The sequence below is a fragment of the Superficieibacter sp. genome (assembly GCF_032071645.1).
Classification (GTDB): domain Bacteria; phylum Pseudomonadota; class Gammaproteobacteria; order Enterobacterales; family Enterobacteriaceae; genus Superficieibacter.
In genome coordinates this window covers 17,896-43,478 of record NZ_DAMAPU010000005.1, presented here as the reverse complement: position 1 = coordinate 43,478, position 25,583 = coordinate 17,896, and the positions used below count along the sequence as shown (strand labels likewise).

The 25,583-nt window shown below is 59.1% G+C and carries 17 protein-coding genes; 7 read left to right on the top strand and 10 right to left on the bottom strand.

What is annotated here, in order from left to right; genetic code table 11:
• Window positions 1–44: 44 nt before the first annotated feature.
• From dalD to RT197_RS11370, 4 genes are all read left to right on the top strand, one after another.
• Entirely contained in the window at window positions 45–1,412 is a 1,368-nt protein-coding gene (dalD, locus tag RT197_RS11385) for a D-arabinitol 4-dehydrogenase (RefSeq protein ID WP_312950552.1), read from the top strand.
• A gap of 9 nt (window positions 1,413–1,421) precedes the next feature.
• Window positions 1,422–2,885 carry a xylulokinase gene (gene xylB / locus RT197_RS11380; protein ID WP_312950550.1) on the top strand — a complete coding sequence of 488 codons (1,464 nt, stop codon included), beginning with the start codon at window positions 1,422–1,424 and terminating at the stop codon, window positions 2,883–2,885.
• A 67-nt stretch (window positions 2,886–2,952) separates the two neighbouring features.
• Entirely contained in the window at window positions 2,953–4,233 is a 1,281-nt protein-coding gene (locus RT197_RS11375) for an RbtT/DalT/CsbX family MFS transporter (protein ID WP_312950547.1), read from the top strand.
• 52 nt (window positions 4,234–4,285) lie between these two features.
• Window positions 4,286–4,951, top strand: coding sequence for an HAD-IA family hydrolase (locus RT197_RS11370; RefSeq protein WP_312950544.1), 666 nt, complete (start codon window positions 4,286–4,288; stop codon window positions 4,949–4,951).
• 123 nt (window positions 4,952–5,074) lie between these two features.
• On the opposite strand, the gene yegS is transcribed toward RT197_RS11370, so the two are convergent.
• Entirely contained in the window at window positions 5,075–5,974 is a 900-nt protein-coding gene (gene yegS / locus RT197_RS11365; protein WP_312950542.1) for a lipid kinase YegS, read from the bottom strand.
• Window positions 5,975–6,256: 282 nt separating this feature from the next.
• Window positions 6,257–7,618, bottom strand: a complete 1,362-nt coding sequence (yegQ, locus tag RT197_RS11360) for a tRNA 5-hydroxyuridine modification protein YegQ (RefSeq protein ID WP_312950540.1) — start codon at window positions 7,616–7,618, stop codon at window positions 6,257–6,259.
• A gap of 229 nt (window positions 7,619–7,847) precedes the next feature.
• Between yegQ and RT197_RS11355 the strand changes: the two genes are divergently transcribed.
• Both RT197_RS11355 and RT197_RS11350 read left to right on the top strand, forming a co-directional pair.
• Complete coding sequence (locus tag RT197_RS11355) at window positions 7,848–10,514, top strand: DUF2339 domain-containing protein (RefSeq protein ID WP_312950537.1); 2,667 nt, start codon at window positions 7,848–7,850, stop codon at window positions 10,512–10,514.
• The gene (locus tag RT197_RS11350) at window positions 10,511–11,860 is read left to right on the top strand and encodes a DUF3999 family protein (RefSeq protein WP_312950534.1); all 1,350 of its coding nucleotides are present in this window, start codon (window positions 10,511–10,513) and stop codon (window positions 11,858–11,860) included. The genes RT197_RS11355 and RT197_RS11350 overlap by 4 nt, the downstream gene beginning before the upstream one ends.
• 29 nt (window positions 11,861–11,889) lie before the next feature.
• Here the strand turns inward: RT197_RS11350 and RT197_RS11345 are convergent, their stop codons facing one another.
• The 7 genes from RT197_RS11345 to RT197_RS11315 all read right to left on the bottom strand — a co-directional run bounded on the left by RT197_RS11345 (window position 11,890) and on the right by RT197_RS11315 (window position 23,759).
• Entirely contained in the window at window positions 11,890–12,603 is a 714-nt protein-coding gene (locus tag RT197_RS11345) for a tetratricopeptide repeat protein (protein WP_312950532.1), read from the bottom strand.
• Window positions 12,604–12,754: 151 nt separating this feature from the next.
• Window positions 12,755–13,477, bottom strand: coding sequence for a two-component system response regulator BaeR (gene baeR / locus RT197_RS11340; protein WP_312950529.1), 723 nt, complete (start codon window positions 13,475–13,477; stop codon window positions 12,755–12,757).
• The gene (gene baeS, locus RT197_RS11335; protein ID WP_312950527.1) at window positions 13,474–14,910 is read right to left on the bottom strand and encodes a two-component system sensor histidine kinase BaeS; all 1,437 of its coding nucleotides are present in this window, start codon (window positions 14,908–14,910) and stop codon (window positions 13,474–13,476) included. The genes baeR and baeS overlap by 4 nt, the downstream gene beginning before the upstream one ends.
• Window positions 14,907–16,322 (bottom strand): MFS transporter, encoded by a 1,416-nt coding sequence (locus RT197_RS11330; protein ID WP_312950524.1) that lies wholly within the window; start codon window positions 16,320–16,322, stop codon window positions 14,907–14,909. Before RT197_RS11330 ends, baeS begins: the two co-directional genes overlap by 4 nt.
• Before the next feature lies 1 nt (window position 16,323).
• Entirely contained in the window at window positions 16,324–19,401 is a 3,078-nt protein-coding gene (gene mdtC, locus RT197_RS11325; RefSeq protein ID WP_312950522.1) for a multidrug efflux RND transporter permease subunit MdtC, read from the bottom strand.
• Window positions 19,402–22,524, bottom strand: a complete 3,123-nt coding sequence (locus tag RT197_RS11320) for an MdtB/MuxB family multidrug efflux RND transporter permease subunit (protein WP_312950521.1) — start codon at window positions 22,522–22,524, stop codon at window positions 19,402–19,404.
• A complete protein-coding gene (locus tag RT197_RS11315) occupies window positions 22,524–23,759 on the bottom strand; it encodes an MdtA/MuxA family multidrug efflux RND transporter periplasmic adaptor subunit (protein ID WP_312950518.1) in 1,236 nt (411 codons plus the stop codon). Before RT197_RS11315 ends, RT197_RS11320 begins: the two co-directional genes overlap by 1 nt.
• Window positions 23,760–24,039: 280 nt before the next feature.
• Between RT197_RS11315 and RT197_RS11310 the strand changes: the two genes are divergently transcribed.
• Window positions 24,040–24,099 (top strand): type I toxin-antitoxin system Ibs family toxin, encoded by a 60-nt coding sequence (locus tag RT197_RS11310; RefSeq protein ID WP_312951220.1) that lies wholly within the window; start codon window positions 24,040–24,042, stop codon window positions 24,097–24,099.
• 107 nt (window positions 24,100–24,206) lie between these two features.
• Here RT197_RS11310 and yegD read toward each other — a convergent pair whose 3' ends face one another.
• Window positions 24,207–25,562, bottom strand: coding sequence for a molecular chaperone (yegD, locus tag RT197_RS11305; protein WP_312950515.1), 1,356 nt, complete (start codon window positions 25,560–25,562; stop codon window positions 24,207–24,209).
• Window positions 25,563–25,583 lie beyond the last annotated feature (21 nt).

Genomic DNA, 25,583 nt, shown 5'->3' with positions numbered 1-25,583 from the left:
GCTCATGTACATTCAGCTCCATAAACTCAATGGAGAGCAAAGCAATGAACAATCACTTCACATGGTTACACATCGGTCTGGGTTCTTTTCATCGTGCGCATCAGGCCTGGTATATGCACAAATTAATTGAGTCTGGCGATACCACCTGGCATATCGCCGCAGGCAATATTCGTAACGACGCAGAGCATGTGGTTTCAGCGTTGACCGCGCAGGACGGGCGCTATGTTCTGGAAACCGTTAGCCCGGAAGGGGAGCGGAAGTACGAACAAATTACCTCGATTCAAAAGCTGCTGGCGTGGCAGGAAGATTTACAGCCGCTGATTGCTGAAGGCGCAAACCCGGCGACGAAAGTGATTGCGTTTACCGTGACGGAATCCGGCTATTACCTCAACACCAGCCACAAGCTGGAAGTCAGCAACCCGGATATCGTCAGCGACCTGAACGGCGGCAACAAAACCATTTACGGCACCATCACTAAAATTCTGGAAAAACGTATTGCTGATAACGCCGGTCCGCTGACGCTGCTGAACTGCGATAACGTCCGTCATAACGGCGAGCGCTTCCACGATGGGCTGGTGGAATTCCTGACGCTGACCGGCAAAACGTCGGTGATCGCATGGCTGCACGCTAACACCACCTGTCCGAATACCATGGTTGATCGTATTACCCCACGCCCGGCGGCGGATCTACCGGCGCGCATTAAAGCGCAGACCGGCATCGACGACAGAGCGCCAGTGATGGGCGAAACCTTTATCCAGTGGGTGATCGAAGACAACTTCAAAGCCGGACGCCCGGACTTCGAAAAAATCGGCGTCGAAATGGTCGATTCCGTTATCCCTTACGAAGAAGCCAAAATCCGTATCCTTAACTCCTCACATAGCTGCATCGCGTGGGCCGGTACGCTGCTGGGCCAGCAGTACATCCACGAAAGCACCTTAACAGACGCGATTTACGCCATTGCCGACCGCTACGTGACGGAAGATGTGATCCCCTGCCTCGGCGATAACGGCATCGACTTACCGAAATACCGCGACGTGGTGCTACAACGCTTTACCAACCCGCATATTCAGGATACCAACCAGCGCGTCGCGGCGGATGGTTTCTCCAAGATCCCGGCGATGATCGCCCCGACCATGCTGGAATGCTACCAGCGCGGCGTGCGCCCGGCGGCCACCGCGATGCTGCCCGCACTGTTCTTCGTTTACATGGAGCAGTGGCATAAAGGCCAACTGCCGTATGAATACCAGGACGGCATTCTTGATGCCCCAGCGGTTCACGCCATGTTTAACGCCGCCGACCCGATTAGCGTTTACGCCAAAGACCGCGCCCTGTTCGGCGAGCTGGCTGACAACGCCGATTTTGCCGCGCTGCTGCGTGAAAAAATCAACGCCGTCTACTCCCTGATCCATTGAGAGGTCACTATGTACTTAGGCATCGATCTGGGCACCTCCGAAGTTAAAGGGCTGGTGATTGACGAGAATCACGACATCGTCGCCACCCATAGCGCGCCGCTGACGATTCAGCGGCCCCATCCGCACTGGTCGGAACAGGATCCGCAGGCATGGTGGGACGCCACCAACTATGTGATTGCCACGCTGCGTGAGAAATGTGCCCCGCACTGGAACGCCATCAAAGCGATCGGCCTGTCCGGGCAAATGCACGGCGCGGTGCTGATGGACGGCGACAACCGCGTGATCCGCCCGGCGATTTTATGGAACGATACCCGCAGCGCGGCGGAGTGCGTGGAGCTGGAGCACAGCGCTTCAGAACTGCACGCCATCGCCGGAAACCTCGCCATGCCGGGGTTTACCGCGCCGAAGCTGCTGTGGGTGCGCAAGCATGAGCCGGAAAACTTCCAGCGGCTGGAGACGGTGCTGCTGCCGAAAGATTATCTGCGTTTCAAAATGACCGGCAAGAAAATCGCCGATATGTCCGACGCCGCCGGGACGCTGTGGCTGGACGTCGCCCGCCGCGACTGGTCAGATTATCTGCTGGAAAAATGCGGTCTGGCCCGCTGCAACATGCCTGCGCTGGTGGAAGGCTGCGACGCCTCCGCAACCCTGGATGCGCAAATTGCCGCGAGCTGGGGACTTAATCCCTCCGTCGTCGTGGCAGGCGGGGGCGGCGATAACGCGGTCAGCGCCATCGGCGTCGGTGCCGTTGCGCCGGGCGATGCGTTTATCTCTCTTGGCACCTCCGGGGTGCTGTTTGTGGTCAACGAAGCCTACCGGCCTGCGCCACAGTCGGCGGTGCATGCATTCTGTCACGTATTGCCCAACCGCTGGCACCAGATGAGCGTGATGCTCAGCGCGGCAAGCTGCCTGCAATGGTTCTGCCGTCTGGTGGGGATCACCGAGGCGGATCTGCTCGAAGAGGTGGCGCAGTTAAGCGACGAGCAGCGCGCCAGCGCGCCGCAGTTCCTGCCGTATCTGTCCGGTGAACGCACGCCGCACAATGACCCGGATGCGAAAGGGATGTTCCACGGCATGACGCACTCCACCAACCGTGCGCTGCTGGGCTACGCGGTGATTGAAGGCGTTAGTTTTGGTATCGCTGACGGACTGCGGGTGTTGCAGGAGAGCGGCACGAAGATTGAACAATGTTCACTGGTGGGCGGCGGGGCGCGTAGCCCGTACTGGGCACAGCTGCTGGCCGATATCCTCAATATGCCGATCGTCACGCATAAAGGCGGCGAAACCGGCGGGGCGCTCGGCGCGGCGCGTCTGGCGTGTCTGGCTACCGGTCAGTCGCCGGAAGCGGTGTGCAAAAAACCGGAAGTTTATAAAGTCTACCAGGCTACCCGCGAACGTCAGGCAATGCTGACGCAGCGCTACCACGCCTTCAACGCGTTATATCAGAACGATCTCAGGTTACGGAATAAATAATTTTTACAAAAGGCATCCCGCCAGTGCGCGGGGTGCCTGAACCCTGAACCCTACAAATGAGGCACATATGACGAATACCAATAAGCAGTGGCTGGGATTGCCGCTCAATCTGTTATGGGGATATATCGCCATCGCGGTGTTTATGACCGGCGACGGATTTGAACTGGCCTTTCTGTCTCACTATATTACCGGCCTCGGCTTTACTCCGGCGGAAGCCTCTTTTGCCTTTACCCTGTATGGTCTGGCAGCGGCGCTCTCCGCGTGGATCTCAGGCGTAGTGGCTGAAATTATTACGCCGCAAAAAACCATGTTTATTGGTTTCGTGATGTGGGCGATCTTCCACGTTCTGTTCCTCGTTTTCGGCCTGGGACACGCCAATTACGCGCTGATCCTGCTGTTCTACGGCATTCGTGGTTTTGCCTATCCGCTGTTCCTGTACTCTTTTATTGTGATCATCATTCACAACGTGAAGAGCGACAGCTCCAGTTCAGCGCTGGGCTGGTACTGGGCGGTGTACTCCATTGGTATCGGTGTGGCGGGCAGCTATATTCCCAGCTTTACCATTCCGCTGATGGGCGAACTGGGCACGCTGTGGACTGCGCTGGGTTTCTGCGTGGCCGGTGGCCTGATTGCGATGGTTTCCCTGCGTAACGTTAATACCCCGACCCGGATGCATAACTTAACCACTCGCGAAAAATTCAGCGAGTTAAGTCGCGCGGTGACCCTGCTTTACACCAACAAAAACATTCTCTGCTCCAGCATCGTGCGCATCATTAATACCCTGTCGCTGTTTGGCTTTGCGGTCATTATGCCGATGATGTTCGTCGATAAGCTGGGCTTTACCACCTCCGAATGGCTCCAGGTGTGGGCGGTGTTCTTCTTTACCACCATTTTCTCCAATATTTTCTGGGGCATCGTGGCGGAAAAAATGGGCTGGATGAAAGTGGTGCGCTGGTTTGGCTGCATCGGTATGGCTCTCTCCAGCCTCGCGTTTTATTACATCCCCATGTGGGCCGGGCATAATTTTGCGATGGCGCTGATCCCGGCGATTTCCCTGGGGATTTTCGTGGCCGCATTCGTGCCGATGGCGGCGGTATTCCCGGCGCTGGAGCCGCATCACACCGGCGCGGCCATTTCGGTGTATAACCTCTCCGCCGGACTGTCTAACTTCCTGGCGCCAGCCATTGCGGTGGTGCTGCTGCCGTGGTTTGACACCATCGGCGTGGTCATTGCGTATACCGCGCTGTATCTGATTGCCTTTGTCGTTTGCCACTTTATCGAGGTGGAACAGCCGGGTTTTGAACGTAAAACCCGCTATGCCGAGGATGGCGCGCTGAAGGTTTCCTGATTTAAACCTGCTGGCATAACGGGCGTTATGCCAGCTTTTTAGGGATATTGTTATGAAGAACGCTAAAGCCGTTGTTTTTGACATGGATGGAGTGATTATCGACTCCGAAGCATTATGGCAGAGCGCTCAAATCACTACGCTGGCTGAGTTTGGCGTGACGGTTACGCATGAAGCGTGCGAGCAGCTGACGACCGGCAGACGCTCAGATGAAATTGCGCGGATCTGGCAGGAAAAATTCGCCTTGGATATTAACCCTGTCGTGCTGGAAGCATCGATCCTGACCCGTGTGGTCAGCCTGATCGACCAGTACGGCGTGGCGATGGAAGGGCTGTACGAAGCGCTCGACTATTTCCGTCAGCAGGGCTACAAAATTGCGCTGGCGACGTCATCGGCCCACCAGGTGATTCAGGTGGTGTTTGATAAACTCGATTTGTGGAAGTATTTCGACGTCATCACCAGCGCGGCAGATGTAATACGGGGCAAGCCCGATCCGGCGGTGTATCTGGCGACGGCGGTCAAACTGGATCTGCCCCCGCAGCACTGTCTGGTGATTGAGGACAGCGGCAACGGTTTTTTGGCCGCCCACCGCGCGGGAATGCGGACTTACGTGGTTTCCCCCCGCTGCGACGATGAAAAATTTCACCTCGCTGCCGGAAACTACCGGACGCTCTGCGAACTGGTGGCGGATTTTTCCCTGCCACAGCCGCTCAGCGCCTGATCGTTAACCAACCCGTAAGCGCTGAATCACACTTCCCGGATGTAAACGGTCTCATTTCAGGAGGATTCAGCGCTTACCTTTTTGCCGTAAAAACCGCCGCCTGAAGAGGACGGGGCCAGTGAGCTAGCGTAGCAGCGGGCAATCCGGCGGCAACCGGCAGCGCAGCGCGCCGGGGAGGATCTCAATGCGGAACAGTTGACCGCGCAGCGGCTCGCCGTCAAGGTTAAAGGTGATGTCGTGTGGGGCGCTGACTTCGAACCACGACGATGCGCCGTCGATAATATTCGGGCTGTCCTGCGGCTGGGTCAGGGTGGTGAAAATCGCGGGCAGCAGTCCGTCACCGGTAAACACGCGCAGGTGTAGCAGGCCATCGTTAATCAGCGCATCCGGGCAAAGCTGCTGTCCGCCGCCCGCCTGACGGCCGTTACCAATGCCAATCACCAGCGCATCGCCCTGCCAGTGAAAATTTTCGCCGCGTATTTCGCAGCGGTCAGGCGTCAGCGTATCCATGCGCATCAGGCCGTGGATCAGATAGGAGACGCCGCCGAGCGCGGCTTTCAGCTTTTCCGGCGTTTCGCTGGTGATGCGCGGACCGAATCCGCCCGTCGCCATATTGATAAAACAGGTTTTATTATTCACCCGCGCAATATCAACTGCCACGGCGTTACCGGCAATGGCCAGCTTCAGGGCTTTATCCAGCGTATCCGGCACCCCCGCGCTGGTGGCAAAATCATTGGCGGTGCCGAGCGGCAGTATCCCCATCGCCGGAACGTTCTCACCCGGTAACTGGATCAGAGCGGTAGAGACTTCGTTGATCGTGCCATCACCGCCCCCGGCGATAATGGTTTCAACGCCCAGCTCGCAGGCTTCCTCGACGTAGCGCGCGGCATCGCCTTTCTCCCACGTCACGCGCACGTGGATCACCACGCCTTCATTACGCAGCATATAAATTGCTTCGCGCAGCAGATCGTCGCCGGCATTTTTACCATTCAGAATAAGTAAGCTGGCGGGAAAGTTTGCCATCCATTTTTGCCTCTTAACGCAACATGCAGACAAGTGTATCTCAGGAAGGGAATGTGCGTGTAAGAACACGCTGAAATATTAGGGGGAAAAAATACGCCTGCGTAAGGGAGATTACGCAGGCTAAGGAGGTGGTTCCTGGTACAACTAGCATTTATGAGTTATGTTTTTCAGCACGACGGATAATATTGAGTCCGCGCGCATTCGTCTGTGATCCGATTCTAAGATCTGCTCATCGGCTCGCTTATTTTAACGTTCAGTGAAATTAAGCGGGCTGCTGTTGTTTTAACTGGCGTGCGGATTACGCGTACTTTGCCCGTCAAAGTTACGCATTAACAGCGCGTACTCCAGCGCCATTTCCTGCGGCACTGGCAGCCAGACGGTATAGCCGTCGCCCGGTGCGACCGGCATTGCTTCGCCTTTCGCGTTTTCCATATGCTCAAGGGTGAAATTCACGTTGCCCTGCGGCGTCATTAATTCCAGGCTGTCGCCGACGGAGAATTTATTTTTCACCGCGACCGCCGCAAGGTCGCCGTTGCGCTCACCGGTAAATTCACCGACAAACTGCTGGCGCTCAGAAACCGAGTAACCGTATTCGTAGTTCTGATAATCATCATGCGTATGGCGACGCAGGAAACCTTCGGTATAACCGCGATGGGCCAGACCTTCCAGCGTTTCCAGCAGGCTGGTATCAAACGGTTTTCCGGCAGCGGCATCGTCAATGGCTTTGCGGTATACCTGCGCGGTGCGGGCGCAGTAATAAAAAGATTTGGTCCGGCCTTCGATTTTCAGCGAATGGACGCCCATCTGAGTTAAGCGCTCAACGTGAGCAATCGCCCGCAGATCTTTCGAGTTCATAATATAAGTGCCGTGCTCGTCTTCGAACGCGGTCATATATTCGCCCGGGCGTTTCGCCTCTTCGATCATAAAGACTTTATCCGTCGGCGCGCCAATGCCCAGCGTCGGCTCGACGTTATGCACCGCAATAGGCTCATACTTATGTACAATATTGCCGACGGTATCTTCTTTGCCTTCCTGAACGTTATATTCCCAACGGCAGGCGTTGGTGCAGGTGCCCTGGTTCGGATCGCGTTTATTGATATAGCCGGAGAGCAGGCAGCGACCGGAATAGGCCATGCACAGCGCGCCGTGAACGAAAATCTCAATTTCCATTTCCGGCACCTGGGCGCGGATTTCTGCGATTTCATCCAGCGACAGCTCGCGGGAGAGGATCACACGGGTCAGCCCCATTTGCTGCCAGAATTTCACCGTCGCCCAGTTGACGGCATTAGCCTGCACGGAGAGATGAACGGCCATCTGCGGAAAGTTTTCCCGCACCAGCATAATTAAACCCGGATCGGACATAATCAGCGCGTCCGGCCCCATTTCCACCACCGGTGTTAAATCACGGATAAAGGTTTTCAGCTTGGCGTTATGCGGGGCAATGTTAACCACCACGTAGAATTTTTTACCGAGCGCGTGGGCTTCATTAATGCCAAGCTGCAAATTCTCGTGGTTGAATTCATTATTACGCACCCGCAGCGAGTAGCGGGGCTGGCCCGCATAGACGGCATCCGCGCCATAGGCGAAGGCGTAACGCATATTTTTCAGCGTTCCCGCCGGGGAAAGGAGTTCCGGTTTAAACATGATGTTCTCGTTCTGATGACAGGTCAGATCCGCCTCGTTAGCGGAAGCGGTTGGGGGAGTGCCCCCACATTAAGGGCGGGCATTGTAACGCTATCGCGGGCGGAGAGTAAACATGCCGGGCGCGGGTTCTCAGCAGGGCTTTACCCGCAGATACTACGCTCCCGCGCTTTTCAGCTATAGTGAAAATGATTTCCCACCAGCGAAGCGGATTGTGGTTTAAGGAAAAGACATGGATGAGATCGTCATTTTTGGCATTATTGTCGCGCTTTTTTACCTGGTCTTGCTGCCCGCGCTGGCGTTTAACGCGCTGGCAAAAGGACGACGTAACCAGTATCAAATCGACCGCCTGACGGCGCAGGTCGCGGAGCTGCAAAACCAGCTTGCCCGCGCCGAACTTCCGCTGCGTGAGACCGTACCGCCGGTCGCGGAAACCTTCGCGGCTACCGCGCCGCCAGAGATGCCGTCCTTCGAGCCGCCATTGCCGGAGCCTGACGCGCCGCGTCCGCTTGATGAGCCTGTGCCAGCGGCGGAAGTCTGGGAAAATGCACCGCCGCAGAAAGAGAAATACGCGCTTCCGCAGCCGGTAATGGGCCTGCTGAGCTGGTTTACCCGGGGCAATCCGCTGGCAAAAATCGGTATCATCCTGCTGTTTTTCGGGCTGGCCTTCCTGGTCAAATACAGCGTCGAACGCGATCTGTTCCCCATCGAACTGCGCCTGACCGGGGCGGCGCTGGCGGGCATTGCGCTGCTTGCCGTTGGCTGGCGTCTGCGGCTTAAAAATCCGCTCTATGCGTTGATCCTTCAGGGCGGGGCCGTCGGCGCGCTATACATCACTATTTTCGGCGCGTTCCGGCTGTATCACCTGCTGCCACATTTTCTCGCCTTTGGCCTGATGCTGGTGGTCTGTGCCGCAAGCGTAGGGCTGGCGGTGATGCAGCGGGCGCTAAGCCTGGCGATGCTCGCCAGCATCGGCGGCTATCTGTCGCCCATTCTGCTCTCTACCGGCGGTGGCAGTCACGTCGGGCTGTTCTCCTACTATCTGCTGCTGTCGATCGGCATTCTCGCCATCAGTATCTGGCAACCCTGGCGGCCACTTAACCTGCTCGGCTTTGTGTTTACCTTCGGCATTGGCGGATTGTGGGGATGGCAGGACTACCGGCCTGAATTCTGGTTTAGCTGCCAGCTATTCCTGCTGGCCAATCTGCTTATTTTCGGCGTGCTGAGCGTGGCGCTGGCGCTGCGCTCCCGGCGGCCAGGAGAGAAAATCATTGACGGCGTACTGCTGTTTGGTACGCCGCTGGTCGGCTTCGGAATGCAGTATGCGATAACCCGCCACTGGGCGTTTGGCCCGGCGTTCTCCGCGTTGTTCTTTGCCGCAGGCTATCTGCTGCTGGCGTGGGTGGCGATGAAACGCTATCCGTCACTCGGCAGGCAAATTGTGCTTGCCGCGCTGGCGCTGGGCGGCGTCTTTGCCACTCTGGCGATCCCGCTGGCGCTGTCAGCACAGTGGACCTCAATGGCCTGGGCGCTGGAAGGGGTGGGCGTGCTCTGGCTTGGGCATACGCAAAAACAGATCCGCATGAGCTACAGCGGCACCGCCCTCCAGCTACTGGCGCTGGGATCGGCGCTGTGGGCGTGGCAAAACGGCATCGGCGCGCTGTCGTTCAGCATCGTGTTTGCGATCCTGGCGCTAAGCTGGCTGAGCGCCAGCTATATCTGGCGCGTCGTGCGCATCCACGCGCTGTGGCGGCTGATAAGCCTGGGGCTGCTTGGCGGCGGTATCGCGCTGTGGATGGCGTGTCTGATGGGAACGCTGTGGCTGCTCCAACTGCCTTTGCAGCGGGAGATTTTCCTGCTGCTGGCGCTGGTCGCCGCCTCCAGCCTGCTATGGCGGCGGGCGGGGATGCGTCTGCACTGGCGCGCGCTGCGCTATGCGGTCTGGCTGCTGTGGCCGATGATGATCGGCGTCGTCCTCTGGCAGGTGCTGGTCGATACCTCGCCGCTGCACGCGGGCTGGCTGAATCTTATTTGGCTGCCCGTGCTGGCTATCGCGATTTTCCTGCTGCGCCGTGAAATGGTGCCGCCGGTCAAATTCCCGCTACGCTATGGGCTGCATCTGGCGCTGTTCTGGAGCATCCTGCTGGCGCTTGGCGGCGAGATTTTCTGGCAGACCGCCCGGTTGGCGTGGGGAATGGACGAGTGGCGGGAAGCGGCGAGAGTCACCGCCATCGCGCTGGCGATCAAAACCGTGCTGATTGCGCTGCGCCGGGGGATCTGGCCGGTGGCGCGTTACCGGCAGCTGTATGCCTTCTGGGGCGTGCTGCCGCTGATCCCGCTGGCGGTGCTGTTCCTGCTGTTTGCCAATCTGCTGGACGGCGTGATGCCGGACTGGCAGTACATTCCGCTGTTTAACCCGCTTGAAGAGAGCGCCATGCTCACTCTGCTGACGTTGATCCTCTGGTGGCGCAGAATTGGCCGGGTGCTCTATCCGCAGGCGGGGCGGGCAATGGCGATATTCAGCGCCGCCGTCGTTTTCTGGTGGGGCAACGGCATTTTGCTGCGCGCGCTGGCGTACTACTCTGATACCGCCTGGCGCGTCGAAACGCTGTGGGATTCGCGTCTCATCCAGACCACTTTTGCCCTGCTGTGGGGATTATCCGCGCTGGGCGTCATGGCGCTCGCCACCCGGCGTAATTACCGCATCGGCTGGTTTATCGGTGCGGCGCTGCTGGGGGTGGTGGTCATTAAACTCTTTCTGGTCGATAGCGCGGGCGGCGGCGGTTTACTGCGCGCGGTGGCGTTTATCGGCGTGGCGGTACTGATTTTAATCATTGGTTATTTCTCTCCGTTACCTCCCGGACAGGAAAAAATGACCCGCGAGAGGACAGATAAATGAAAAGGATCGTATTACATGCCGTTCTGCTGGGCGGGTTAACGCTGGTCGGGGCGACGATAGCTCAGGCTGCGGACGCGCCGAATGATTTTGCCTGGGGCACCTCGCTGACCACCGACGGCAGCGAGCCGTATTATCAGGTGGAGTTGCCGGAAAAGGTGTATGAGCAAAGCGTCTGGCCGGATCTGCGCGACGTGCGGGTGTTCAACGGGCAGGGGCAGAATCTGCCGTTCGCCTGGAGCCTGCCTCCCGCGCGCCCGGGGGGAGAGAAGGACATTCCGCTGCGGGTTTATACAATGAATCAGACGGCTTCCCGCTCGCCGGACGAGGTTTCTCTGCGTTCTGGCTCCGGGCTGGAGGTGACCCTGTGGGCGGAAAAGCCTCAGGCCACGCAGCGGGGCTGGCTGCTTGAACTGGGCGATAAGATGCTGGACCAGCCCGGCATCGATCAAATTCGTCTTGAGTGGTCGCGGCTGACTGAAAACTGGCAAACCAGTGTGGACGTTTTTTACAGCAGCGATCTTAAGTCATGGTCGCGGATTGCTGAAGACGTCCCGCTGATGGATCTGAATTCGGGCAGCGACCGGCTACAGCTTAATACGCTGGATGTCGACGGCGCACATAAATACTGGCTGGTGCTGGCGCGCGATCCCCTGGCGGTGCCAAAGCTGAATATCAAAGCGGCGCAGGCGGTGAGCCGCGATCCGCAACCTGCCCAGGAGATGCTGCGGCTTTCACCACGGGCGCAGGCGGTTTCGGCGGATGAAGCGCACTATTTCTGGCAGCAACCGCAGCCGTTAAACGCCGTGAGGATCGTGCCCACGGTTAAAAACAGCGTGCTGCCTTTGGAGATTGAATACCGCAGCTCGGCGTCCGATAGCTGGCATCCGCTGACCAAACTGGTGGCTTATGCGGTCAGTGGCTACGACCCGATGCCGCTGGCGCTGGATGGCAAGGTGATCCAGGGCATCCGCCTGAAAGGGATTCATCAGCAGTGGGGCAAGGAACTGCCACGGGTAACGGGGCTGCGTGAAAAGCGCACGCTGGCCTTCAATGCCCAGGGGAATCCGCCTTACCTGCTGGCGTGGGGAAATAAAGCCGCCCAGCCGCAGGCGTTGAGTGCCAACGCGCTGCTGCCACCGTCAATGCCTGACGCCACCCTTTTACCCTGGGCCTACGCCGGGGATGAGGTGACGCTCGGCGGCGAAGCGCGGCTGACGGCGACCGATCCGGCCGAGCGTGCCAGTATGCTGAATAAACTCCTGCTGTGGGGCGTGTTGCTTGTCGGTGTCGCCGGGCTGGTGGTGCTGATGCTGCGCGTATGGCGGGAGTTCAAACGTCAGGGATAGCGCCCTCATCCGTAAGAGGGCGTGGTGGATTATTTCACCCGGACAAACGTGCCGTTGGCATCGACGTTATGACCGAAGCCGCACTCCTGAGGTTGATCGGTTTTGAGTTCGGCTTCATCCGGCGCGACGGTCAGGGCGATATCGCAGTTCGCAATGGCTCCATCGCGTACGGCAATGACGCCTTTGCCGTCTTTTAACCGTACCGGTGCGGAAAATTCACCGGTATTCGGGCCATTCCACGCGCCCATGATGCCAAAGTAATAGCCCATATAATCCGCCTGATATTCTCCGGCGGATTTTCCTGCTTTTAGCGTCAGCGTATTCCATGCCGACCCCCCGGCATACTGCCAGTATTCGCCCGCAGGGGAAGTGGCTGGCGGCAGCGCGGCCAGTTTATCTTTGATCATCCCAAGGTTATAAGCCGACTTCGGATCCTTTGGCATCAGCATCAGCCAGGCCTGCGCCTCGCGGTAATTCTTTTGTCGGATCAGCGTCAGGGCGACGTTATTGTACGCGGTGGCAATGGCGCTATCTCCGAGGTCGCAGCTTTCACTCCAGATCACCTGTTTTGCAAAGGCGTTATACGCTTTAGCATAATTTTTGGCTTTATAAGCCTGCTCGCCGTCGCGGGCGTAATCCGGCACTTTGGCACAGGCGGCATTGACCTCCTCTTCGCTGATCTCAGCATGGGCGGCGAAGGACATCACCAGGAGCGCACAAAGGGCTGAGCGAATGGGCAGCATAAATAAATCCTTATTTTTTCGGGGGATGGAGGGCTTTGCCACGATCATGACCCCCGTTCGCAATGTGATGCTATAGGATTATTCCGACCCGAAAGGGCGTTTTCATCCGGCGCAAGACTTTCTGATATTCAGGAAATCAACCCAGCGGGCGTTAGCCGGGCCGCGAAGCATCCGCTTCCCAGCGATAGCCCACGCCATAAACCGCGCGAATAAATGACTGTTCCGCATCCAGCGCTTCCAGCTTGCGGCGCAGGTTTTTGATATGGCTGTCAATGGTGCGATCGGTCACCACCCGGTAATCGTCATAAAGATGATTCAACAACTGTTCACGGGAGAAGACTTTCCCCGGCTCCTGCGACAGCGTTTTCAGCAGGCGAAATTCGGCGGGCGTCAGATCCAGCAGTTTGTCGTGCCAGGAGGCCTGAAAACGGCTTTCATCAACGATTAGCGGGCTGTTTTCATCCAGCGCAAGCAGCTCACGGTGCGGCTTGCAGCGGCGTAAAATGGTTTTCACCCGCGCCACCACTTCACGCGGACTATAGGGCTTACAGATATAGTCGTCCGCGCCGATTTCCAGCCCCAGCAGACGGTCGATCTCTTCGATTTTGGCGGTGACCATGACAATCGGCACTTCGGAAAAACGGCGGATTTCCCGGCACAGGGTCAGGCCGTCGGTGCCGGGAAGCATTAAATCCAGCAGGATCAGATCCGGCGGCGTCTGGCGCACGTAAGCAAGGACTTTATCGCCGTGGCTGATAAGCGTTGGCGCATAGCTGGCGGCCAGCAGGTAGTCGATCAGCAACTGCCCCAGCTTGGGTTCATCTTCGACAATTAAAATACGCGGTGTTTTGTCGTCAATCGGTAATTCGGTCATACGTCTCCCTGCAAATCGCGATCCAGCGGTAACTCTACTTTAATACTAACACCGCCATACGGCGAATGCGCGAGGTGCAGCGCCCCGCCGTGAGCGGCTACGATGTTCTGGCAAATCGCCAGCCCCAGCCCGGAGCCGCCGCTGGCCCGGTTGCGCGAACCTTCAGCGCGGTAGAAGCGTTCGCACAGCCGGGAGAGTTGCTCATCGCTCACCCCCGGCGCGCTGTCGGCGAAATCAAGAGTGACGGTCGTGGCCGTCATACTGGCGGCGATCAGCAGGTGTCCGCCGCTGTCGGTGTAGCGCAGGCTGTTCTCCAGCAGATTATTAAACAGCTGCATCAGACGGTCGCCGTCGCCGAACACCGTTGCACCCGGCAGCAGCAGCACCCGCAGCGTCAAGCCCCGGCTGGCGAAGCGTTCGCGAAACGCGGCAGCGGCCATTTCCACCAGCGGGATCACATCTACCGGCGCTTTCTGATAGGCCAGCGCGCCTTCGTCGGACATGGAAAGCTGGTGCAGGTCGTCCACCAGCTTGGTCAGCGTGCCGACTTCCGCCTGAAGCGAGGAGACGGATTCCGGGGTGAATTGACGCACGCCGTCCTGAATGGCCTCCAGCTCGCCGCGCAGCACCGCCAGCGGGGTGCGCAGTTCATGCGAAATATCCGCCATCAGATCGCGGCGCATCTGCTGATTTCTCTCCAGGGTGCTGGCGAGCTGGTTGAAGTCCTGCGCCAGCTTGCCCAGCTCATCCTGGCTACTGGCCGCCACGCGGGTGGAGAAATCGCCAGCGGCCAGTTTATGCGTGCCTTCCACCAGCCGTTTGACCGGAGCCAGCAGGCCGCGCGCCAGCGGGAAGGTGGCGAGCGCCGCCAGCAGGGTAGCAAGAGCGACAATCAGCCAGCTGGTGCGCCGCTGTTGACGGTCGAAATTAATATCGGTATTGCGCGTCAGGCGCTCGACGGGGGAAGCAATCACTTCGCCTACCTGCACGCCGTTGACTTTAATTCCACGGCGCGTACCGTCCGGCGGCACCGGCGAGCGCGGGCCAACCAGCACCTGCTGCTGCTGATCGACCACCCAGAACTGCGTGCGCCAGCCGTGCGGCGGCATACCGGGGCCGGGTTCGCCCGGACCACCAGGCCCGCGCGGGCCGCCTGGATGCTCATCTTCATCATGCTCGAACGAGCGCAGGATCTGGAAAATAAAGCGGTCGTTATTGCGCAAAAAGCGCCAGTTGCCGTGCAGGGCGTACTGATCGCTTAACGCATCGCTGAGCATTTGCAGCCGCTGCTCGTTGCCGTGCTTAATATAATCGATAAATCCGCGCTCGAAGCTGATGCGCACCGCCCAGTGCATCGTCACCAGCAGCAAAATGCAGGTCGTGAGGATCGCCAGGAAAAGCTTGCCGGTAATACCGGGCCGCCATAGTTTCACGAATTTCTCCTTTTGCGCCGGGCGATGACCGCGTTCTTGCTGGTGTCGTCCGGGACGCGGGCAAAAATCAGCGCGGGCAGGGCAATAATCACCGCCATGCTGAAATAGGTATAAATAAAGACGCTGTGCGACGCGCCGCTGTCCACGGCGATATGCTGCTGCCCGTACATCCCCAGCAGCAGCCCGGCGACGGTCACGCCGATACTCATCGACAACTGCATAATCATCGACAGCAGGCTGTTGCCGCCGCTGGCAAGATCGTCCGGCAAATCTTTCAGCGTCAGCGTATTCATTGACGAAAAGCGGGTGGAGTTAACCATGCCCTGCACGAAAAGCACTACCGGTAGCAGCCAGAACCAGCCGAGCAGCGCGACGCTCATAAACAGCAGGCTGACCAGCGCCAGCCCAACGGTGGTGACGACCAGCACCCGGCGGTAGCCAAAGCGGTTAACCACCTGCACCACGATGCGCTTCATTCCCATGCTGCCGAGCACCATCGGGATCATCATCAGTCCGGCGTGGAAGGGCGAAAATCCCAGCCCGATTTGCAAAAACACCGGCGTCATAAACGGCAACATGCCGCTGCCCAGCCGTCCGGCAAAGCTGCCCGCCAGTCCCAGCGAAAAGGTTGGGGTGCGGAACAGATTCAGGTTAAACAGCGCGGCGTCGTTATTTTTCGCATGACGCAGATATAACGCCATCGCCATAACGCCGACGATGACCAGCCCCGCCAGCGCCAGCGTCGAAATCCCCAGTCCTTTTTGTCCGTCGAGCGCCAGGGTCAACGCCGCCATTCCCAGCGCCAGCAGGAGAAACCCCGACATATCAAAGCGCCGGGTCTGCATTTTATAATTCGGCATCAGCATCAGGGTGGCGATGGCTCCGATAATGCCGACCGGAATATTAATCAGGAAAATCCAGTGCCAGGAGGCATATTCGACCAGTACGCCGCCCAGCGCCGGGCCAAGCAGCGGGCCGATCTGCCCCGGCAGAGTGACGAAAGTCATCGCCGCCATGTATTGCTCGCGCGGCACGATTTTCATCACCGTCAGCCGCCCGACCGGGACCATCATTGCGCCGCCCACGCCCTGCAACACCCGCGCCATCACCAGTTCATTGAGATCGCTGGCCTGGGCGCAGAACAGCGAACCAAGGGTGAACAGCACAATCGCGGTACAAAAAATGTTGCGCACGCCCACCCGATCCGCCAGCCAGCCGCTGGCGGGCAGCATCACCGCCACCGTCAGCACGTAGGAGACGATCACCATGTGCATATGCAGCGGACTCTCCCCCAGGCTTTGCGCCATTGAGGGGAGGGCGGTATTGACAATCGTGGTATCCAGCGCCTGCATAAAAAAGCCAAAGGCCACAATCCACAGTTGCCAGCGCACGCTGGCGGGCAGTTCAGTCATTTTACTCGCTTACCGGTTGACGGGATTGACGCGAAAAACGCAGCCGCAGACGGTCGAAGAACAGATAGACCACCGGCGTGGTGTACAGCGTCAGCAACTGACTCATCGCCAGACCGCCAACGATGGCGATCCCCAGCGGCTGGCGCAGTTCCGAACCGTCTCCGCCGGAAATCACCAGCGGCAGCGCGCCGAACAGCGCCGCCAGGGTGGTCATCATAATCGGGCGGAAACGCAGCAGGCAGGCCTGGAAAATCGCCTCTTCCGGCGACAGGTTGCCGTTACGCTGGGCGTCGATGGCGAAATCGACCATCATGATGGCGTTTTTCTTGACGATGCCAATTAATAGCATAATGCCGATCAGGGCAATCAGGCTGAACGGGGCATCAAAAGCTTCCAGCGCCAGCAGCGCCCCCACCCCCGCCGAGGGGAGGGTAGAGAGAATGGTCAGTGGATGCACATAGCTTTCGTACAGGATCCCCAGCACGATATACACCGTGGCAATCGCCGCGAGGATCAGGATCACCTGTGAGTTCATCGTTTCCTGGAACACCTGGGCTGTACCCGCAAAACTGCCGCGCACGCTGGACGGCACGCCAAGCTGGGTCATCGCGCGGTCAATCGCCGCGCTGGCTTCGGAAAGCGACTTGCCGGTCGGCAGGTTGAAGGAGACGGTCGACGCCGCTGACAGTCCCTGATGATTCACCGACAGCGGCGCGTTGGCAGGCTGCCATTTGGCGAAGAAGGACAGCGGGATAGCTTTGCCGTCACTGTTAATCACGTACATTTTGTCCAGCGCGCTGATGTCCTGGGTGTACACCGGATCAACTTCCATCACCACTTTATACTGATTCAGCGGCTGGTAGATGGTGGAAATCTGGCGCTGACCAAAGGCGTTATTCAGCAGGCTGTTCGCCGCCTGAACGCTGATCCCCAGCCGCGACATGCTCTCACGATCGTAAATCAGGTTCATCTCCGCGCCGTTATCCTGCTGATCGGAGTTAACGTCCGCCAGCTCCGGCAGGGCAGCCAGTGCCTTACGGATTTTTGGCTCCCATTCGCGCAGGGCGCTTAAATCATCTGACAACAGCGTGTACTGATAGCTGGCGTTAGCCTGACGACCACCGACGCGGATATCCTGCACCGCCATCAGAAACAGGCTTGCGCCCGGCTCGTTAGCCAGCTTTTTGCGCAACCGATCGATGATTTGCTGCGCCGTTTCCTGCCGCTCGCCGCGCGCTTTCAGGGTGATGAACATCATGCCGCTGTTCACCCGTGACCCGCCGGTAAAGCCGGTGACGTTATCCACCGCCGGATCGTCGCGGATGATCTTCATGAAGTTCTGCAATTTGCCGCGCATCGCCTGGAAAGAGATGCTCTGATCCGCCTGGATGCCGCCCATCAGCACGCCGGTATCCTGCTCCGGGAAGAAGGTTTTTGGGATCGAGATATACAGCCAGACGTTGAGCACAATCGTGGCGAGCAGTACCAGCCCGGTCAGCCGCGCGTGCTTTAACACCCACTGGAGCGATTTACCGTAACCCTGCTGGAGGGCCACCAGCAGGCGACCAACGCCCCGGTTGCGCGTGGGCTGGTGCGGCGGGCTGCGTTTAAGCATCCAGCCGCACATCATCGGCGTCAGGGTCAGTGAAATGATCAGCGAGATACCGATGGCGACCGACAGCGTGACCGCAAATTCGCGCAGGAGTCGCCCCGGCAGCCCGCTCATCAGCAGCAGCGGCAGGAACACCGCCACCAGCGATACGCTCATCGACAGCACCGTAAACCCGACCTCGCGCGTCCCCTGAAGCGCCGCCTGGAGCGGTTTCATTCCTGCTTCCAGATGGCGGGAAATATTCTCCAGTACCACGATGGCGTCATCCACCACAAAGCCGGTGGCAATGGTCAGCGCCATCAGCGACAGGTTGTTGAGGCTGAAGCCGCACAGATACATGGCGGCGAACGTCCCGATCAGTGAAACCGGCACCGCCACCGCTGGGATCAGCGTAGCGCGCCCGGATCGCAGGAACAGGAATACCACCAGGATCACCAGCGCCACCGAGATAATCAGCGTTTGTTCGACCTCTTCCAGCGAGGCGCGAATGGTCGGCGAGCGGTCCTGGGCAATTTGCAGATCGATAGCCGCCGGAATGGTTTTTTGCAGCTCTGGCAGGCGCGCACGGACGCGGTCTACCGTCTCGATAATATTGGCTTCCGGCAGCTTGCGGATCATCAGCAGGATCGCCGGTTTGGCATTAGTCATCCCGGCATTGCGCACGTCCTGCACTGAATCTGTGACCGTGGCGACGTCGCCGAGGCGCACCGCCGCGCCGTTGCTGTAATGCACAATCAGCGGTTTATATTCGGCGGCAGTTTTCAGCTCGTCGTTGGTCTGGATCTGCCAGCGGTGGCTGGCGTCGTCGATTGCGCCCTGCGGCTTGCGCACGTTGGCGTTACTGATGGCGCTGCTGACGTCATCCAGCGAAACGCCCTGGTTAAACAGCGCCTGCGGATTTAAGCCCACCCGCACCGCCGGGAGCGAACTGCCGCCCACGTCAACGTCGCCCACGCCGTCCATTTGCGCGATGGTCTGCGCCAGTTGGGTGGAGGCGAAGTCATACAGTTCACCCTGCGAATAGGTGTCGGAGGTGAGAGTGAGGATCATAATCGGCGCGTCTGACGGATTGGCCTTACGATAGGTCGGACGACTCGGCATTCCGCTCGGCAGCAGGCTTTGCGCCGCGTTGATGGCGGCCTGAACGTCACGCGCCGCGCCGTTAATGTCGCGGTCGAAGTTAAATTCCAGAATAATGCGCGTGCTGCCAAGCGAGCTGCTGGAGGTCATTTCACTGACCCCGGCAATCCGCCCCAGCGAGCGCTCCAGCGGTGTGGCGACCGACGAGGCCATCGTTTCCGGCGACGCGCCGGGCAGCGAAGCGCTGATCATAATGACCGGGAAATCCACCTGCGGCAGCGGGGCGACCGGCAGCAGGCGAAAACCGAGGATGCCGCACAGGGTAATGGCGAACGAAATCAGGATCGTCGCCACCGGGCGGTGAATGAAGAGCGCGAAAAACTTCACCTACGCCTCCTCGTGACGCTGCGCAACCCGACTGCGCGTCCACAGCGACAGGCGGTCAAACAGCAGATAAATCACCGGCGTGGTAAACAGCGTCAGCACCTGGCTGAGCAGCAGACCGCCGACCATACCAATCCCCAGCGGACGGCGCAGTTCCGCGCCGACGCCGGTACTGAGCATCAGCGGCAGCGCCCCCAGCAGCGCGGCGAGGGTGGTCATCAGGATCGGCCGAAAACGCAACAGACAGGCCTGATAAATCGCCTCGCGCGGGGCCATGCCCTGTTCACGCTCCGCTGCCAGAGCAAAGTCGATCATCATGATGGCGTTTTTCTTCACAATGCCGATCAGTAAAATAATGCCGATGATGGCGATCACGTCCAGTTCGCTTCCCGACAGCCACAGCGCCAGCAACGCGCCAACGCCCGCCGTGGGCAGCGTGGAAAGAATGGTGATCGGATGGATAAAGCTTTCGTACAGCACGCCGAGCACGATATACATCGCCACCACCGCCGCGACGATCAGCCACACCGTGCTACCCAGCGCCGACTGGAAGGCGAGGGTGCTGCCCTGGAACTGGGTGGTAATGTCAGTCGGCAGGCTGAGGTCTTTTTCAGCAGCCAGAATCGCCTCCACCGCCTCGCCCAACGAATGCCCGGCAGCAACGTTAAAGGAGAGGGTCGTGACCGGGAACTGATCCAGATGATTGATCGACAGCGGGGCAAAACGCTGCTCCACTTTCGCAATCGCGGTCAGCGGCACTACGCCGCCGTCGGTGCTGGTCAGGCGCACGCCGTCCAGCGCTGCCAGCCCCGGCGTGCTGGTTGTATCATGCTCCAGCACCACGCGGTACTGGTTGGCCTGGGTGTAAATGGTCGAGATCAGCCGCTGACCAAAGGCGTTGTACAGCGCGTTATCGACGTCCGACATGCTGATCCCAAGACGGCTGGCGCTGTCGCGATCGACGTTGACATACGCCACCATGCCTTTGTCCTGCCAGTCGCTGCTGACATCGGCAATCTCCGGCAGCGTTTTAAGGCGGGTAGTTAACAGCGGTACCCAGTGGCTGAGTGCGTCCAGCGAGGTAGCCTGGAGAGTAAACTGATACTGCGTGCGGCTGACGGTGGTATCAATGGTCAGATCCTGGGTCGGCTGAAGATACAGCTCCACGCCGGGCACGCGCGCTGCCGCCTGCTGAAGCCGCTGGATCACCGTCTGCACGCGGTCTTCGCGGTCATCAAGCGCTTTAAGATTGATTTGCAGGCGTGCGCTGTTCAGCGCCGGATTGGTGCCATCCACGCCAACAAACGTGGTCAGGCTTTCCACCGCCGGATCGTTAAGGATTTCATCCGCCACCAGCCGCTGACGCTGCGCCATGCTGGCAAACGACGCCGACTGCGGAGCCTGTAAGGTGCCCTGAATAATGCCGTTATCCTGCAGCGGGAAAAAGCCTTTCGGAATGAAAATCCACAGCATGACAGAGAGCACCAGCGTTGCCAGCGCCACGCTCAGCGTCAGCCACGGATGGTTCAGCACTTTCGTCAGGCCGCACCCGTAGGCCGCGATGACCCGCTCGAAGAAACGCTCGCTGGCGCGTGAAAAACGGTTCTGCCTGCGCAGCGATTCGGCGCTCAGCATTCGTGCGCACATCATCGGCGTCAGGGTCAGCGACACCACGGCGGAAATCAGGATCGCCACCGCCAGGGTGACGGCAAATTCGCGGAACAGGCGGCCTACGATATCTCCCATAAACAGCAGCGGGATCAGCACCGCAATCAACGAGAAGGTCAGGGAGATAATGGTAAAGCCGATTTCGCCCGCGCCCTTCAGCGCTGCGGCCAGCGGCTTTTCGCCTTTTTCGATATAGCGCGAGATATTCTCAATCACCACGATAGCGTCATCAACCACAAAGCCGGTGGCGATGGTCAGCGCCATAAGCGTCAGGTTATTGATTGAAAAATCGAGGAACACCATCACCGCAAAGGTGCCGACCAGCGACAGCGGCACCGCGACGCCGGGAATAATGGTCGCCGGAATGTTACGCAGGAAGACATAGATAATCATCACCACCAGCGCGATGGCGAGCATCAATTCAAACTGGGTATCGCTGACCGAGGCGCTGATATTGGTGGTGCGATCCGACAACACTTTCACCTGCACCGACTTCGGCAGGCTTTCGGTTAACTGCGGCAGCAGGGTGCGGATGCTCTGCGCGGTGGCGATAATATTGGCTCCCGGCTGGCGCTGTACGTTCATTACAATCGCCTGCTCTTTATTGGCCCACGCGCCAAGCCAGCTATTTTCTGCGCCCTGCTCGATGGTCGCGATATCGCCGAGACGGATTGCCGCACCGTTCTGGTACGCCACAATCAGACGGCGGTACTTTTCGGCGGTCTGCATCTGGTCGTTCGCCGACAGGGTGATGGCGCGCGTCGGGCCATCAAGACTGCCTTTCGCCGAGTTTACGTTAGCGCTGGTGATCGCGGTGCGCACGGTTTCGCTGGTCAGGCCCAGCGCGGCAATGGCCTGGGCATTGAGTTTCACCCGCACCGCCGGGCGCTGTCCGCCCGCCAGCGTCACCAGACCGACGCCGGAAAGCTGGGAAATTTTCTGCGCCACCCGCGTTTCCACCATGTCTTCGACCTGGGTCATCGGCAGGGCAGAAGAGGTCACGGCAAGGGTCATGATCGGCGGATCGGCCGGATTCACTTTGCTGTACACCGGCGGGTTAGGGAGATCGTCAGGCAGCAGATTGGTGGCGGCGTTGATTGCCGCCTGCACTTCCTGCTCGGCAACGTCCAGCGGCAGCGTGAGCTGGAACTGAAGCGTAACCACCGACGCGCCGCCGGAGCTTTGCGACGACATCTGTTTGAGGCCGGACATCTGACCAAACTGACGCTCCAGCGGGGCGGTGATGGCGGACGTCACCACGTCCGGGCTGGCGCCGGGATACAGCGTAACGACCTGAATCGTCGGGTAGTCCACTTCCGGCAGGGCGGAGACAGGCAGAAAACGGTAGCCGATGATCCCGGCTATCATAATCGCCACCATTAACAGGGTGGTGGCGACCGGACGCATAATAAACAGCCGTGAGGGGCCGCCGGTCGCGCGGGGAGGTAACACCTGCATCAGGAGTTCGCTCCTTTTTTGCCGTATTCGCGACTGGTTGGCGTTTGTGTCGCGGCGGCGGGGGAGCTTTGTGCTTCAACCACTTCCACTTTTGCGCCTTCGGTCAGGCGGTCTATCCCGTCCGTCACCACGCGGTCGCCCGCTGAGAGTCCGGCGGTAATCACCACTTTCAGGCTGTCCTGAATGCCGGGTACGACCGTGTGCTTGCTGACTTTATTGTCGGCGTTGATCACCCAGACAAAATTGCCCTCATTGCCCATTTGCAGTGCTGCCGTCGGGATCACGACCGCGTTTTGCTGGGTATCCACCAGCAGGCGGGCGTTGACGAACTGATTGGGGAACAGCGAGTCGTCCTGGTTATCAAAGCGCGCTTTGAGCTTGATGGTGCCGGTGGTGGCGTCGATCTGGTTATCCAGGCTCAGCAGCGTTCCGGCGCTGAGTTTTTGTTTATTGGTACGGTCCCAGGCTTCTACCGGCAGCGTCTTCCCGGCTTTTTGTGCCTGCACGATGGTGGTGATATCTCCTTCCGGCAGGGTGAAAACCAGGTCGATGGGATGGGTCTGGGTCAGCACCACGAGCCCGGTGGTGTCGCCGCTGGAGATCTGATTGCCGATATCCACCTGTTTCAGACCCACGCGTCCGTCTACCGGGGCGGTGATGCGGCTCCAGGTCAACTGCAACTGGGCGCTGGCCACGCTGGCCTCATCCGCCGCGATCGTTCCCTGCGTTTCGCTGACCAGCGCCTGCTGGGCATCCAGCTCCTGGCGGGACACGAGGTTAGTTTTCGCCAGTTGCTGATAGCGCGCCAGATCGCGGCGGGCGTTCGCCAGCGTCGCACGATCTTTTGCCAGTTGGCCCTGCGCCTGGGCCAGCGCAACCTTAAACGCGCTGGGGTCGATTTCCGCCAGCAGATCGCCCGCTTTTACCTGCTGCCCTTCCTGAAAGTGGATGGCCATCAGTTGCCCGTCCACCCGACTGCGCACGGTGACGGTATTAGCGGCGGTAATGGTTCCAAGGCCAGAAAGATAGCGCGGGACCGATTCACTGGTCGCCGTCGCCGCCTGCACCGGTGCCAGTTGCGCACTGCGCTGGGCATGACGTCCGCCAGCCGCAGGTTTCGTCGTGGCGGAGGCGGTTTCTGACGTACTGCGGCCATGCCAGAACCAGACGGCGGCAAGGGCCACAATGACTACTATCAGCGCTGTCGCCCAGCGGGCTTTATTACTGCCTTTCATTGTTATGGGAGTCTCTTCCTGAAGCGTATGGCGAATAATACTAGTTTAGTAACCTGAGTCCCCACAAAAATGGAGGAACTATGAAACAGCAGAAAGAATAGTCTGAATAGCGGGGTGGGGTGACAAACGGATTTGCGAGGCAACGCGTAGAACGCGCGTCGTTTTCAGGAAGCAGACGAAACGGGTGATAACATCACGCTACAGGTCGTCAGGGGAGTTCAGCAGGAGGCTGAAACGGGAAAGCCCCTCCCGAGGAAGGGGCCAGAATAAGGAAAGGGTTATGATGAAATGGGTCATCATACTGGTGATACTCTTAGTGATTAGCTACCCAGCTTACTAAGACACCAGAGGGAGGAGAAATCCTCCCTTACCCTCACTCCTTTAATTTAGAAGCGGGTCTCCCTGAAGTCAATAATCCTTTGCAGGCTTTGCGGCGTGCCTCGATCTTTACCCGCCAAACGTCACCTGCGCCCAGCGTGCCAGCCCGGCGGTGACGGAGCCAAAATCATCGCCGCCCGCAATTGGGATGCCCGGCAACCGCTCCGCCAGCGCTTTTTTAATCAGCGGGGAGCGCGCGCTACCGCCGGTCAAATAAATCACGTCCGGTTTTTCCTGCGCATTCTCCAGCGCCAGATGCACCTGTTCCAGTATGCGCGTCAGCGGCTGGCTGAGCGCCGCTTCCAGCCCGTCCTGGGTAATGGCTGCCGCCAGCGAATCGCTGATAAAGGGCAGGGGAGTGGTGATTTCCGGGCGATCGGACAGCGCAATTTTGCTCTCTTCCGCGCTGCGCACCAGACGGTAGCTCAGCCGCTGCCGCCAGACTTTGATCAGCAGCGCGACTTTCTCCGCGTCGCGGGCGTCGCGCAGCAGATCGTTTAACAGACGGCCGTTGGCGGTGCTGTAGAAATCGCTTTGCGCCGGAACGTCGTTGATCGCCACCGCGTTCCACCACGGCAGGATCGGCAGGGCGATGCCTTTTTCAGTTTCACCGCCCAGACCCAGCAGCGGCATCAGACTTTTAAACGCCAGCGCGATATCCAGGTCGTTCCCGCCGATGCGACAGCCGCTGTGACCCAGCAGGCTGGCGTCGCGCTCCCGGCGATGCTGCCACTGCGGACCCATCAGCAGCAGCGAACAGTCGGTGGTGCCGCCGCCGATATCCACCACCAGCACGCGTTTTTCTTCCCGCAGCGTGGCTTCGAAGTCCAGGCCTGCCGCCACCGGTTCGTACTGAAAGATCACATCCTGAAAGCCCGCGCGGTGCGCGGCGCGGTTAAGAATGCCCTGCGCCTGAGCGTTGGCGTCATCGCCGCCCAGCCCCTGAAAGTTGATTGGCCGACCAATTACCGCCTGGGTGATGGCTTCCGGCAACTGGCTTTCCGCCTGCTGACGGATGTGCAGCATCATTGAGCACACCAGATCTTCAAACAGGGCGATTTGCTGCGGCTTCAGCCCGCTGGCACCGAGAAACGATTTTGGCGATTTAACAAAGTAAACTTCTTCCGGGTCGTCAACGTACTGACGCAGTGACGCCAGACCAAACTGGACGCTGGCGGGCAGGACATCAATATCTTCATCGCGGTTGTAGTTAATCGCCCGGCGCAGCAGCGCCTGCGTTTCGCTCCCGTCCGCCGGAACGCCGTGGTGGCGATAAAGCCATTCGCTGACCGCTTCCCGCGTGGGTGCGCTAAGCATGGAGGGTAAAAGCGTGCTGCCGTTTTCAAGGGTCAGCAGCTGTGGTGTGCCGTCGCGCATCACCGCCACTGAACAGTTTGCCGTGCCGTAGTCAAATCCAATAAACACCTGATAATCCCCATGCCGGTG

Excerpts from the sequence above, each read along its gene's own strand:
- RT197_RS11320 (WP_312950521.1), bottom strand. The coding sequence starts at position 22,524 with ATGCAGGTGTTACCTCCCCGCGCGACCGGCGGCCCCTCACGGCTGTTT.
- RT197_RS11345 (WP_312950532.1), bottom strand. The coding sequence starts at position 12,603 with ATGCTGCCCATTCGCTCAGCCCTTTGTGCGCTCCTGGTGATGTCCTTC.
- xylB (WP_312950550.1), top strand. The coding sequence starts at position 1,422 with ATGTACTTAGGCATCGATCTGGGCACCTCCGAAGTTAAAGGGCTGGTG.
- RT197_RS11370 (WP_312950544.1), top strand. The coding sequence starts at position 4,286 with ATGAAGAACGCTAAAGCCGTTGTTTTTGACATGGATGGAGTGATTATC.
- RT197_RS11330 (WP_312950524.1), bottom strand. The coding sequence starts at position 16,322 with ATGACTGAACTGCCCGCCAGCGTGCGCTGGCAACTGTGGATTGTGGCC.
- RT197_RS11375 (WP_312950547.1), top strand. The coding sequence starts at position 2,953 with ATGACGAATACCAATAAGCAGTGGCTGGGATTGCCGCTCAATCTGTTA.
- yegS (WP_312950542.1), bottom strand. The coding sequence starts at position 5,974 with ATGGCAAACTTTCCCGCCAGCTTACTTATTCTGAATGGTAAAAATGCC.
- baeR (WP_312950529.1), bottom strand. The coding sequence starts at position 13,477 with ATGACCGAATTACCGATTGACGACAAAACACCGCGTATTTTAATTGTC.
- RT197_RS11355 (WP_312950537.1), top strand. The coding sequence starts at position 7,848 with ATGGATGAGATCGTCATTTTTGGCATTATTGTCGCGCTTTTTTACCTG.
- yegQ (WP_312950540.1), bottom strand. The coding sequence starts at position 7,618 with ATGTTTAAACCGGAACTCCTTTCCCCGGCGGGAACGCTGAAAAATATG.
- dalD (WP_312950552.1), top strand. The coding sequence starts at position 45 with ATGAACAATCACTTCACATGGTTACACATCGGTCTGGGTTCTTTTCAT.
- RT197_RS11315 (WP_312950518.1), bottom strand. The coding sequence starts at position 23,759 with ATGAAAGGCAGTAATAAAGCCCGCTGGGCGACAGCGCTGATAGTAGTC.
- RT197_RS11350 (WP_312950534.1), top strand. The coding sequence starts at position 10,511 with ATGAAAAGGATCGTATTACATGCCGTTCTGCTGGGCGGGTTAACGCTG.